This window comes from Microvirga sp. GCM10011540 (assembly GCF_042650665.1).
In the GTDB taxonomy this organism is placed as follows: domain Bacteria; phylum Pseudomonadota; class Alphaproteobacteria; order Rhizobiales; family Beijerinckiaceae; genus Microvirga; species Microvirga lenta.
The window spans coordinates 166,112-178,443 of record NZ_JBHSBQ010000024.1; the positions used below are offsets into that span (position 1 = coordinate 166,112).

Here is a 12,332-nt window from a genome sequence, read left to right on the forward strand (position 1 = left end):
AAAAGGGGACGGGAGCGCAGGCTTCGTCCCTTCATGTCGGAAAGGAGAGGGGCATTGGCCTATTCAGCGACAAACCGGAGCATTTCGATCATCGCGCCGGCCCGGGGCGTCACGGAGGCGCTGATCCGTCGCCTCGTCGAGACATTCTATGGGCGGGTCCTGCAGGATCCTGATCTGGGGCCGATCTTCAAACAGGCCCTGTCCCATCGCTGGGACGAACACCTGGGGATCATGGTCGATTTCTGGTCCTCGATCGCGCTCCGCACCGGGCGGTATCACGGCAAGCCCCATGTGGCCCATGCCGCCTTCGATCTCACGCCGGACCTGTTCGGGCGCTGGCTCGAGCTGTTCGAGGCGACCGCGCGGGATGTCTGCGAGCCGGACGTGGCGGCGTTCTTCATCGACCGGGCGCAGCGGATCGCCGAAAGCCTGCAGATCGGCCTGGGCATCGGCCCGAAGGCTCTGAATCTCGCCCCGGCGGGAAGGTCGTGAGGCTGGGCCGCGCGACGGCTACCGCTCCCACCATTCCAGGTCGGAATCGCCCTTGGCGAACAGCGAATAGACGCTGCTGATCAGAAACGCGAAGGCGACGAGCGCCGCGAGGATGAGTTCCGCGCTCCCCAGTCCCGGCGAGACGAGGGCGGTGCCGAGGGTGCCGGCGATGTCTTCGAAGGAATCCTGCATGGATCAATTCTCCATGCAGGATTGATGCACCATCCCGACTGAACGCACGGCCAAGCCGTCGTTCAGCAATCCGTCAGTTTGCGAAGCGGAAATGCAGCACGTCGCCGTCCTGCACGGTGTATTCCTTGCCCTCCAGCCGCAGCTTGCCCGCGTCGCGGGCGCCCGCCTCGCCCTTCAGGGAGACGTAGTCCGGATAGGCGATGGTCTCGGCGCGGATGAAGCCCTTCTCGAAATCCGTATGGATGACGCCGGCCGCCTGCGGGGCGCGGGTGCCCCTGGTGATGGTCCAGGCGCGGGCCTCCTTCGGGCCGACCGTGAAGTAGGTGATGAGGCCGAGAAGCTCGTAACCAGCACGGATCACGCGGTTGAGGCCCGGTTCGGCAAGGCCGATGGCGTCGAGGTAGTCCTTCTGCTCGGCGGCGTCGAGAACGGCGATCTCGCTCTCGATCTTGGCCGAGACGACCACCGCCTTCGCGCCTTCTTCCTTGGCGCGCTGGAAGACGCGTGCCGAGAACTCGTTGCCCTGGTCGGCCGAGGCCTCCTCGACGTTGCACACGTAGAGGACGGGCTTGGAGGAGAGGAGGCCCAGCATCTGGAACAGGCGCTCTTCCTCGGGCTTGCGCTCGACCATGCGGGCGGGCTTGCCCTCGCGCAGCAGCACGAGGGAGCGATTGACGAGGTCGAGGGTCTCCTTCGCCTCCTTGTCGTTGCCCTTGGCCTTCTTTTCGAGGGCGGTGACGCGCTTCTCCAGGCTGTCGAGGTCGGCCAGCATCAGCTCGGTCTCGATGGTCTCGATATCGGCGATGGGGTCGATCTTGCCTTCGACATGGGTGATGTCCGTGTCCTCGAAGCAGCGAACCACGTGGGCGATGGCATCCACTTCGCGGATATTGGCCAGGAACTGGTTGCCGAGCCCCTCGCCCTTGGACGCGCCGCGCACCAGGCCGGCGATGTCCACGAAGGTGAGGCGGGTCGGGATGATCTGGGCCGATCCGGCGATCCCGGCCAGCGCATCCAGCCGGTTGTCCGGCACCGCCACGTCGCCCACGTTCGGCTCGATGGTGCAGAACGGATAGTTCGCCGCCTGCGCGGCCGCCGTCTGGGTCAGTGCGTTGAAGAGGGTGGACTTGCCCACGTTCGGCAGGCCGACGATGCCCATCTTGAAGCCCATGGCCTCACTCCTTGCATGGCCGGCTTCAGCCGGCGTTACTGTTGCTTTGGCCGGCCTTCTCGCCGGGCCGTTTCACGTCCGTCCAGCCCTTCGCCTCCATGGCGAGGTGGACCTTGTTCTGGAAGCTCCCGTCCTCGCCCTTGGCGAGAAGCGAGGCGTTGTCGGCGAGGATGCGGCACAGGTCGTCGACCCAAGCCTCCTCGGACTTGGCAAAATCTCCGAGCACATGGCTCTGGACCAGGGGCTTGTGGCCCGGATGGCCGATGCCGAGGCGCACGCGGCGGTAATCGTTGCCGCAATGTGCCGTGATCGAGCGCAGGCCGTTATGGCCCGCATTGCCGCCGCCGACCTTCACCCGCACCTTGGCGGGGGCTAAGTCGAGCTCGTCGTAGAAAACCGTCACGTCGGAGAGCGGGATCTTGAAGAAGCGCTGCGCTTCCGCCACTGCCCGTCCGGATTCGTTCATATAGGTCTGCGGCTTGAGGAGCAGGACCTTTTCGGAGCCGATGGTCGCCTCGGCCGTCTCGCCCTGGAAGCGGCGCCGCCAGGGGCCGGCATTGTGGGCGCGTGCGATCTCGTCCACTGCCATGAACCCGATATTGTGGCGGTTCTTGGCGTAGCGGGGGCCGGGATTTCCGAGGCCGACGAAGAGGCGCATGACAGGGGGAACTCGCTGGCTCTCTCATGAGAAACGCTCCGGCCTTGCGGTCGGAGCGTCGAAGCCGATCAATGGGCTTGACGCCCGGTGGAGCCCGATCAGGCGGTGGCCGCAGCCTCGCCCTCGGCCGAAGCCTCTGCGTCTTCCTTCATGCCCGTGGGGGCCACGACGGTGACGAGGGTCAGGTTCTCGGCGGAGGTCGCCTTGGCGCCGTTCGGCAGCTTGATGTCCTCGAGGTGGATCGACGAACCGATGTCGAGACCCTCGACCGAAGCCTCGATGTAGTCGGGGATCGCGTCGGACGGGACGAGGAGTTCCACCGAGTGCTCGACGATCTGGAGCGTGCCGCCGCGCTTCACGCCCGGGCACTTCTCCTGGCCGACCACGTGCACCGGAACCACGACCTTGATCGCCTGGCCCTCGGAGAGGCGCAGGAAGTCGATGTGGAGCGGGAAGTCCTTGACCGGATCGAGCTGGTAGTCGCGCGGGATCGCGCGGGTCTTCTTGCCGTCCACGTCGATCTCGAAGATCGTGGTGAGGAAGTGACCGGCGAAGATCAGCTGCTTGGTCTGGTTGAAGTCGAGGGCGATCGTCTGGGCCGGCTGGCCTGCGCCGTAGATGACGGCGGGAACTTGGCCTTGGCGACGAACGGCCCGGGCGGCCCCCTTGCCGGCCCGGTCGCGCGCCACGGCCTTGATTTGCTTGATATCGCTCATGGTCGTGGTCCTTTGAAATACGTTTGTAAAAACCGATGGCCGCCAAGGTCCTGAAACCGTTGGGCGGCCATGAGGCTCGCGCCCGTGCCTCCAAGGGTGTCGAGCGGGCGCGAGGCGGCTTATAGAGAATGAGAGCGGGAAATGCAACAAAAGCTGTTGCATTGGGCTTGCCCGCCGTTCCCGGCGGCGGGGGAGGAGGGTCCTCAGTCGAACAGGCTGGAGACCGAGCTTTCCGTGGCCGTGCGGCCGATGGCTTCGCCCATGAGCGAGGCGATGCTGATGACCCGGATGTTGTGGGCCACCTTCACGGCCTCGGTCGGCATGATCGAGTCGGTGATGACGAGCTCCTTGAGCTTGGAACCGGCGATGCGGGCCACCGCACCGCCGGAGAGCACCCCGTGGGTGATGTAGGCGTAGACCTCCTTGGCGCCGTTCGCCAGGAGGGCTTCGGCCGCGTTCACCAGGGTGCCGCCCGAATCCACGATATCGTCGACAAGGATGCAGGACCGGCCTTCCACGTCGCCGATGATGTTCATCACCTCCGACTCGCCCGGGCGCTCGCGGCGCTTGTCCACGATGGCGAGCTGGGCGTCGATGCGCTTGGCGAGCGCGCGGGCGCGCACCACGCCGCCCACGTCAGGCGACACCACCATGCGGTTGCCGCCGTCGAGCCGCTCCTTGATGTCGCGGGCGAGGATGGGCGCGGAGAAGAGGTTGTCGGTCGGGATGTCGAAGAAGCCCTGGATCTGGCCGGCATGGAGATCCAGCGTCAGCACGCGGTCGACGCCCGCATGGGTGATGAGGTTGGCCACCAGCTTGGCCGAGATCGGCGCGCGCGATGCGGACTTCCGATCCTGCCGGGCATAGCCGAAATAGGGGATCACCGCCGTGATGCGGCGGGCCGAGGCCCGGCGCAGCGCATCGGTGATGATGAGCAGTTCCATCAGGTGGTCGTTCGTGGGGAACGAGGTCGACTGGATGATGAACACATCCTCGCCGCGCACGTTCTCCTGGATTTCGACGAACACCTCCATGTCCGCAAAGCGCTTCACCTGGGCTTTGGCGAGCGGAACGTTGAGGTAGGCGGAGATGGCCTCCGCCAGCGGACGATTGGAATTTCCCGCGACGAGCTTCATGAAAGCAACTTTGGCTCTTCTAGTGTGACCCATGGAGCCCGCCGCGTGACGTTGTTGCCCTTGCGCGGCAAGGCGCATGGGTCTTAGCAGCGATAGGAAACCGTCACAATACTTGTGGCGCGGCGGATGTGCTGCTTTTTCAGTCTCGTCCCAGTCACTGTGCCGCGACCGCCGGCTCGTCGGCGGAGGCATCGGCGGTCTGGAACGGCTCCTCTTCCTTGGACGCGCTCAGGAATTCGGCGATCTCGTCCATGCTGGCGCCGGCGAGCTTGGCGAGGGTCTCCTTGTCGAGGTCGGTCAGGGAGCCCGAGGAGACCTGCGCCGGGCTCGAGCCCGCCAGGCGCTTGGCGCGGCGCCTCTGGGAATCGAACACGTCCCAGACATAGGCGACCTTGGTTTCGCCCCCGGTCGTTTCCGTGGAGAGATAGCCCCGCACCCGGTAGCGGGCATCCGCGCTCGCTCCCACGAGTTCGACCTTGCGGTCGGACGCGGCGGTGTTGAGCTCGTCGATGAGGGCCGTGCGCACGGGAGGCGGGGCGCCGTCGATGCTCTCGAGGGCGATCGGCACGCCTTCCGGCGATCCGCTGAAGGACGTCCCCTGGCATGCACCCAGGGAAACGGCCATCAGCGCGGCGGCGAACCACCCCGCGTGCTGTATCCAAGCCATGAAGCCCCCGTCCTCGCGTTGTTCAATTCTTCGTGTAACGATGTTTTAAGCTTAACGGGAGGTTTCGTCCAGATCAGCTCCGCCTGATGCGCAGGATTGCGGCGTCGAGGGCAAGGGCGACGAGCCCCGCCGCCAGGCCCCAGAAGGCGGAGCCGATGCCGAAGAGGGTGAGGCCGGAGGCCGTGACGGCCAGCGTCAGGACGGCGGGAAAGCGCTTGCCCTCGTCGGAGAGGGCCGATCCGAGCGCGCCCGCGAAGGCGCCCATCAGGGCAAGGCCGGCCACGGTCTTGATCAGCTCCGGCGGAAGCGCCGCGATGAGGCCGATCAGGGCGGCGCTGAAGGCGGCGAAGATCAGGTAGCTCAAGGAATAGAACGGCCCGACGAGCCAGCGCTTGGCCGGATCGGGGTGGGTGTCCGGGCCGGTGCAGATCGCCGCCGAGATCGCGGCGAGGTTGCTCGTATGCGCGCCGAAGAAGGCGCTGACCACGGACGCGAGGCCGGTGACGGCCAGGATCGGGCGCGAGGGCGGCGTGTAGCCCGAGGCGCGCAGGACGGCGAAGCCGGGCAGGTTCTGCGACGCCATGGTGACGAGAAAGAGCGGCACCCCGAGGCCGATCAGGACCGCGGGCTCCCAGGCGGGAGCGATGAAGGTCAGGGACGACAGGGACAGGTCCGAGGGCAGGGGCTGCGCGAGCCCGCCGCCGAAGGCGATGGCGAGCCCGACGAAGAGCACGGCCAGAACCGCCATTGCCGGATTCACGAGCCGCACCAGCAGGAAGACGCCCACGAGCGGCAGGACCAGGCCCGGCGCTCCCTGGGCGCTCACGAAGACCGCGGTGACGAACTGGATCAGGACCCCCGCCAGCATCGCGGCGGCGATGGAGGAGGGAATGCGCTCGATCAGGCGGCCAAACGGCTTGACCGAGGCGGCGAGAACGATGAGGCCGCCCGCCAGCAGGAAGGCCCCGACGGCGGCATGGATGGAGATGCCGCTGGAGGCGCCGATCAGCGCCGCGCCAGGGGTGGACCAGGCGGTGACGACGGGAATGCGGTATCGCACGCTCAAGAACCCGCTCGTGGCCGCCATGCTCAGGCACAACGCCGCCACCCAGGACGAGGTCTGCGCCGCATCGGCCCCCACCGCATCGGCGGCGGCGATGATGAGCGCGATCGTGCTGCCGAACCCGACCAGGGCCGCGACGACGGCGGATGTGATGATCGACAGGCGCATGATGTGGGGCTCCGGATGGGGGAGGAGCTTGGCGGTTTAGACGGACGGAGCACGGTGGTCCAGGCTCTTGCAGCACCGGTTGCATTCAAGACGCGAACATCATCTCTCACTTGCATGTTATAATATCTCGTATTATCACGCTCCCTTCATCGCTGGCCGAACGGATCGGCTCATAAAAAGAGACAGTCTGATGCCTCAAGCCCCCATCCCAGTTGAAGCGGAAACCCGCGTCATTGAAACATTGTCCGGCAGTTGGAGCTTTCCGTATGTCAGAGGCCTTGCCGGCGGGGGGTGGGTCGTCACTTGGTCCGGAAACGGCAACGGAGACGACAGGGGCGTTTTCCAGCAAGTCTACAATGCCGATGGCAGCAAGAAGGGCGGGGAAGTCCTCGTCAATACCACGGTTGCGGGCCGTCAGAGCGGTGGACATACATCGAGTCTCGCGGACGGAGGATGGATCGTAATCTGGTCGGGCAACGGTGAGAGTGCAGGCAATGAGGACGATGCAGGTGCTTTTCTGCAGGTCTACAATGCCGACGGATCGCGAAGGGGTGGAGAGATCCTCGTCAATACCACCAAGGAGGGCAGCCAAGCTGCCTATTCGGTTTCAGTGCTTGCCAACGGCGATTGGGTTGTAACTTGGACTGGACCTGATCCGGAAAGCAGCAACCCTGAGGACCGGCTAATTTTCCAGCAGCTCTTGAATCCTGACGGATCGAAGAAGGGCAATGAAATCCAGGTCAGCACGGACTCGCGCCACCAAAGCTTTCACCAGTTGGCCGCCCTATCCGATGGAGGATGGGTGGTGACTTGGTCAGGATATTCTCCTGGTGCCGACCCGCAGTACGACGTTGACGTCTTTCAGCAGGTCTTCAATGCCGATGGGTCGAGAAGAGGCGCGGAGACGCTCGTCAATACCACGACTGCGGGACAGCAGTTCGGCAGCGGATTGACTGCTCTCAGTAACGGCAAATGGGTCGTTACTTGGTACAGACTGGATTTGTTCGGGATGGATGATCCGAATGCTGTAGACCCTAAGGGAGTCTATCAGCAGGTTTATAATGCCGATGGATCGAAGAGTGGCGGTGAAATCCTGGTCAACACTACTACAGTGGGAACTCAGCAGGTTCCAAGCGTCACTGCGCTTGCCAATGGCGAATGGGTTGTAACGTGGATCGGCCCCGACTCCGGACTAACGGGAGAAGCCGGATTCAACGATCACGGAATCTATCAGCAGGTTTTCAATGCTGATGGATCGAAGAAAGGCGGCGAGATCCGAGTCAATACCACGACCGTCGGGGTTCAGACATCCCCGAGCATCGCGACGGTGTCGAGGGGAGAGTGGGTCGTTGTGTGGCAAGGAGACGGTGCTGGAGACGACACCGGCATCTTTCAGCAGCGATTCAGGCTTGAAGGTGCCACAGCTCCTGTTCCTCCGGCCGATCTCGTTCTGGTCGGCACCAAGCGGACGGACAAGCTCGTGGGCGGTGCCGGCCACGACAAGCTCTACGGCAAGAGCGGCAAGGACGTGCTGACCGGCGGCGCCGGCCAGGACATCTTCGTGTTCGACACCAAGCCGAACAAGAAGAAGAACCTGGACACAATCCGCGACTTCTCTGTGGCCGACGACACGATCTGGCTCGACAACAAGATCTTCAAGAAGCTGGGCAAGAAGGGCTCGGAAGCCAAGCCGGTCAAGCTGAACAAGAAGTTCTTCAGCCTGGAGAAGGCCAAGGGCAAGGACGACTACCTCGTCTACAGCAAGAAGAAGGGCATCCTGTATTACGATGCCGATGGATCGGGCGCCGGCAAGGCGGTCGAGATCGCCAAGATGACCAAGAAGCTCAAGCTCACCGCAAACGACTTCTTCGTCGTCTGACCGCCTGTGATATCAGGGCGGGCGGGGGCGCTTGCGCCCGCTCGTCAGGCGCGAACAGAGCGGGTTTTCGCCTCAGGCTCTTCCCCATGGAATCGCGAGACCTTAAATCTCGCTTATGAATCGCAACACCTATAACGACGTCCCTCCGGAGATCCTGACCGACGAGGATGATGACTCCGTCTCCGTCGAGAGCGGTTCCGATGTGGAGTTCGACCTCGAGGCCAATCCGGGGTCGGTCCAGCGCGGGACGGAGGTCATCCGGCGGTTCTGGACCACCCTGCCCAACGCGCCGGGCGTCTATCGCATGTTCGATGCCAAGGGCGACGTCCTCTATGTGGGCAAGGCCAAGAGCCTGAAGGCCCGCGTGGGCTCCTATGCGCGCGGGCAGGCCCATTCCAACCGCATCGCCCGGATGATCGGCGAGACCTCCTCCATGGAGTTCGTCACCACGGCGACGGAGACCGAGGCGCTGCTGCTGGAGGCCAACCTCATCAAGCAGCTCAAGCCCCGCTACAACGTGCTGATGCGGGACGACAAGTCTCTGCCCTACATCCTGCTGACGGCCGATCACGAGGCGCCGCAGCTCGTCAAGCATCGCGGGTCGCGCAAGCGCAAGGGGGATTATTACGGCCCCTTCGCCAGCGTGTGGGCGGTCAACCGCACCATCAACGCCCTGCAGCGCGCGTTCCTGCTGCGCTCCTGCAACGACAGCTATTACGAGAACCGCACGCGTCCGTGCCTGCTTTACCAAATCAAGCGCTGCTCCGGCCCCTGCACCAAGGAGATCCCGCTCGACGAATACGCCAACCTCGCGGCGGAGGCGCGCGCCTTCCTGTCCGGCAAGTCCAATGCCGTGAAGGCACGCATCACGGAAGAGATGCAGCAGGCGGCGGAGGAGCTGGAATTCGAGCGCGCCGCGCGCTGCCGCGACAGGCTCGCCGCGCTCTCGGCGATCCAGGGCGTGCAGGGCATCAACACCCAGTCGGTGGAGGAGGCGGACGTGTTCGCCCTCGATGAGCAGGCCGGGCAGTTCTGCGTCGAGGTCTTCTTCTTCCGCAACTGGCAGAACTGGGGCAACCGCGCGTATTTCCCGAAGGCGGACAAGTCCATATCGCCGGAGGAGGTCCTCACCTCCTTCCTGGCCCAGTTCTACGACGACAAGCCCGCTCCCCGCACCATCCTGCTGTCGCACGAGATCGAGGACGCGGAGCTGATGGCCGCGGCCCTCTCCACCCGGGTGGAAGCGAAGGTGGAGATCCATGCGCCCCAGCGCGGCGAGCGGCGTCAGCTGATCGAATACGCCCTGCGCAACGCCAAGGAGGCGCTGGGCCGGCGCCTCGCCGACACGGCCTCGCAGCAGAAGCTTCTCGTCTCCCTGGGCCAGGCCTTCGGCATGAGCCGGGCGCCGCGGCGCGTGGAGGTCTACGACAATTCCCACATCATGGGCACCAACGCGGTCGGGGCCATGATCGTGGCCGGTCCGAACGGCTTCATGAAGCAGCACTACCGCACCTTCAACATGAAGTCGGAGGACCTGAAGCCCGGGGACGATTACGGCATGATGCGCGAGATGCTGCAGCGCCGCTTCGCACGGCTGGTCAAGGAGGAGCCGCGGATGCCCGATGCGCCGGACGCGGAGGCGGGCCGGGGAAACGACGACAGCTTCCCCGCCTGGCCGGACCTCGTCCTGATCGACGGCGGCAAGGGACAGCTGGAGGCCGCCCGCCAGGCCCTGGCGGAGGTGGGCGTGAGCGAGCAGGACGTGGCGCTCGTCGGCATCGCCAAGGGGCGGGACCGCGACGCCGGGCGCGAGACCTTCTTCAAGCCGGGCGAGGCGCCGTTCAAGATGCCGCCGCGCGATCCCGCGCTCTATTTCGTGCAGCGCCTGCGCGACGAGGCGCACCGCTTCGCCATCGGGGCGCACCGCGCCAAGCGCAAGCGCGAGCTCGTGAAGAACCCCCTCGATGAGATTCCCGGCATCGGCCCGACCCGCAAGCGGGCGCTCCTGCACCATTTCGGGACCGTCAAGGCCATCCAGCGCGCCGCGCTCGAGGATCTCATGAAGACCCCCGGGGTGAATGCCGCCACGGCCAGGGCGGTGTTCGACTTCTTCCACGACCGGGGGTGAGGAGTGCGCCCGTCCTCACGTTTCCGTATCCCGCAGTGTCCACAACAAAGTTGCGTTGCTCCGGTTGCCGGGCCCTCGACGTCCCCCAAGTACAAGGAAGTCGGCCTGGTCAGGTTGACGGACCATCCCTCGGCATGTTTCCTGCCGAACTTATGAGCACCGCTCCCACCATGCGCCGGTCGAAGGCTTTCAATCTCGCGAATCTGCTGACCTACGGTCGGCTTGCGGCGGTTCCTGCCGTGGTGGCCCTGCTGTTCTGGCCCGAGGACCACTGGTCCCGCTGGTTCGCGCTCATCGTCTTCGCGGTTGCCGGCATCACCGACTACCTCGACGGTTACGTTGCGCGAACCTATGCGCAGCAATCCGCCCTGGGTCGCATGCTCGACCCTATCGCGGACAAGCTCCTGGTCGCGGCCTGTCTCCTGATGCTCGTGGCGGACGGGACGATCCACGGCTGGGCTCTGTGGGCGGCCATCGTCATCCTGTGCCGCGAGATCCTGGTCTCGGGCCTTCGCGAGTTCCTGGCCGAATTGAAGGTGGGCGTGCCCGTCAGCCGGGTGGCCAAGTGGAAGACCACGCTCCAGCTTCTCGCCGTCGGCTTTCTCATCGCCGGTCCTGCCGGAGAGGCGGTGATGCCGGGAACGATGCTGATCGGCATCGTCCTCCTGTGGGCCTCTGCGATCCTGACGATCTATACCGGGTGGGACTATCTCAAGACCGGCATTCATCACATGATCGACGAGGGCTGACGCCATGAAGCTCGTCTACTTCGCCTGGGTGCGCGAACGGGTCGGCAAGCCGGACGAGGACGTGGAGCTCCCCCAGGGGGTCGCGACCGTTGCCGATCTCGTGCGGTGGCTGAGGTCCCGCGGCGAGGAATACGAGCACGCCTTCGAGAACGAGGCCGTCATCCGAGCCGCCGTCGACCACGTTCACGTCAAGCCCGAGACCGTCATTGCTGGGGCGCGCGAGGTCGCCTTCTTTCCGCCGATGACCGGGGGCTGAGCCCCAGAGAGGGAGCCCGGGATCCGTGATCGTTTCCATCAGGATACAGGCCGAGAGCTTCGACGTGGCCGCTGAGACGGCCGCCCTCACGGACGGGCGTGCGGATATCGGGGCGGTCGTGGCCTTCACGGGCCTGTGCCGGGACGAGGGAGGGCGCCTGTCGGCCCTGGAGCTCGAACATTATCCCGGCATGGCCGAGGCCGAGATCGGCCGCATCGCCGTCCAGGCGGCGGAACGCTGGCCGCTCCACGGGCTCACGGTCATCCACAGGTTCGGCAAGATCCGCCCCGGGGACGAGATCGTCCTGGTCCTCACCGCCTCCTCGCACCGCCGGGCGGCCTTCGAGGCCGCGGAGTTCCTGATGGACTACCTCAAGACCCAGGCGCCGTTCTGGAAGCGCGAGCACCTCAAGGACGGGACGGCCGGCACATGGGTGGAGGCGAAAGGGATGGACGACGAGGCCGCCGGGCGGTGGGGCTGATCCCTGCTTGACCTCGGACAGTGACAGGAGGAGCATCCTTGCCGGAATGACGGACGGAGATGCAGCATGCGTGGCGTCATTGTCTTTCTCGGCCTGACGATCGCGGCGCCTGCCGGCGCCATGGACGAAGCCAGGATTCACCGGGCGCAGGGCCCGGCGCACAATCCGCTCGACTGCTACTGCCGCGCCCAGGGGCGCATCTTCGCGCCCGGCGAGCAGGTCTGCCTCAGGACAGCCGATGGGCCGAGGCTGGCTCAGTGCCGGATGGAGATCAACGTCATGTCCTGGAGCTTCACGGAAACGCCCTGTCCGGAAACATGAAAGCTGCCGTGGAATCACGACAGCTTCGAGGAATTGAGTTCTGTATGGGGATGGGGCCGTCTGCGGCCCGCGAAAAGGGCCGTTCAGAAAGCGCCGACGACAATGGCGCAGATGAAGCTCAATGAAACGCAGGCTGCGGCGATATTCAGTCCGTACATCCAGTCCAGATTCGACGTCAGGTTCATGGCAATCCCCTGTCTGAATAGAGAGGACGCTAACAAAAGGAACCCGACCTGGAAAGGCCGACTCGGCCAG

The 12,332-nt window shown here is 65.0% G+C and carries 14 protein-coding genes; 7 read left to right on the forward strand and 7 right to left on the reverse strand.

From position 1 onward, the window contains the following. Positions 1-54 precede the first annotated feature (54 nt). Positions 55-492 (forward strand): group III truncated hemoglobin, encoded by a 438-nt coding sequence (locus ACFOYU_RS09240; protein WP_226736415.1) that lies wholly within the window; start codon positions 55-57, stop codon positions 490-492. 18 nt (positions 493-510) lie between these two features. Here the strand turns inward: ACFOYU_RS09240 and ACFOYU_RS09245 are convergent, their stop codons facing one another. From ACFOYU_RS09245 to ACFOYU_RS09275, 7 genes are all read right to left on the reverse strand, one after another. Continuing rightward, entirely contained in the window at positions 511-684 is a 174-nt protein-coding gene (locus tag ACFOYU_RS09245) for a hypothetical protein (protein ID WP_377033297.1), read from the reverse strand. A gap of 73 nt (positions 685-757) precedes the next feature. Next, a complete protein-coding gene (gene ychF, locus ACFOYU_RS09250) occupies positions 758-1,855 on the reverse strand; it encodes a redox-regulated ATPase YchF (protein WP_377033298.1) in 1,098 nt (365 codons plus the stop codon). Between the two features lie 25 nt (positions 1,856-1,880). Further along, positions 1,881-2,513, reverse strand: a complete 633-nt coding sequence (gene pth, locus ACFOYU_RS09255; protein ID WP_226736408.1) for an aminoacyl-tRNA hydrolase — start codon at positions 2,511-2,513, stop codon at positions 1,881-1,883. A gap of 98 nt (positions 2,514-2,611) precedes the next feature. Then, positions 2,612-3,229 (reverse strand): 50S ribosomal protein L25/general stress protein Ctc, encoded by a 618-nt coding sequence (locus ACFOYU_RS09260; protein ID WP_226736406.1) that lies wholly within the window; start codon positions 3,227-3,229, stop codon positions 2,612-2,614. A 203-nt stretch (positions 3,230-3,432) separates the two neighbouring features. After that, a complete protein-coding gene (locus tag ACFOYU_RS09265) occupies positions 3,433-4,365 on the reverse strand; it encodes a ribose-phosphate pyrophosphokinase (protein ID WP_226736404.1) in 933 nt (310 codons plus the stop codon). A gap of 154 nt (positions 4,366-4,519) precedes the next feature. Beyond that, on the reverse strand, positions 4,520-5,032 hold the full coding sequence (locus ACFOYU_RS09270; RefSeq protein ID WP_377033299.1) for a hypothetical protein: 513 nt from the start codon (positions 5,030-5,032) through the stop codon (positions 4,520-4,522). A 73-nt stretch (positions 5,033-5,105) separates the two neighbouring features. Then, positions 5,106-6,263, reverse strand: a complete 1,158-nt coding sequence (locus ACFOYU_RS09275) for a benzoate/H(+) symporter BenE family transporter (RefSeq protein WP_377033300.1) — start codon at positions 6,261-6,263, stop codon at positions 5,106-5,108. A gap of 190 nt (positions 6,264-6,453) precedes the next feature. Between ACFOYU_RS09275 and ACFOYU_RS09280 the strand changes: the two genes are divergently transcribed. The 6 genes from ACFOYU_RS09280 to ACFOYU_RS09305 all read left to right on the forward strand — a co-directional run bounded on the left by ACFOYU_RS09280 (position 6,454) and on the right by ACFOYU_RS09305 (position 12,077). Then, positions 6,454-8,142: a M10 family metallopeptidase C-terminal domain-containing protein gene (locus ACFOYU_RS09280; RefSeq protein WP_377033301.1), complete on the forward strand. Its 1,689-nt coding sequence runs from the start codon at positions 6,454-6,456 to the stop codon at positions 8,140-8,142. A gap of 115 nt (positions 8,143-8,257) precedes the next feature. Next, complete coding sequence (gene uvrC, locus ACFOYU_RS09285) at positions 8,258-10,270, forward strand: excinuclease ABC subunit UvrC (RefSeq protein ID WP_377033302.1); 2,013 nt, start codon at positions 8,258-8,260, stop codon at positions 10,268-10,270. A 134-nt stretch (positions 10,271-10,404) separates the two neighbouring features. After that, the gene (pgsA, locus tag ACFOYU_RS09290; RefSeq protein WP_226736393.1) at positions 10,405-11,019 is read left to right on the forward strand and encodes a CDP-diacylglycerol--glycerol-3-phosphate 3-phosphatidyltransferase; all 615 of its coding nucleotides are present in this window, start codon (positions 10,405-10,407) and stop codon (positions 11,017-11,019) included. A gap of 4 nt (positions 11,020-11,023) precedes the next feature. Continuing rightward, a complete protein-coding gene (gene moaD, locus ACFOYU_RS09295) occupies positions 11,024-11,275 on the forward strand; it encodes a molybdopterin converting factor subunit 1 (protein WP_226736391.1) in 252 nt (83 codons plus the stop codon). 25 nt (positions 11,276-11,300) lie between these two features. Continuing rightward, entirely contained in the window at positions 11,301-11,756 is a 456-nt protein-coding gene (locus ACFOYU_RS09300; RefSeq protein ID WP_377033303.1) for a molybdenum cofactor biosynthesis protein MoaE, read from the forward strand. A 66-nt stretch (positions 11,757-11,822) separates the two neighbouring features. Further along, complete coding sequence (locus tag ACFOYU_RS09305; RefSeq protein ID WP_226736387.1) at positions 11,823-12,077, forward strand: hypothetical protein; 255 nt, start codon at positions 11,823-11,825, stop codon at positions 12,075-12,077. The last annotated feature ends 255 nt before the right edge of the window (positions 12,078-12,332 follow it).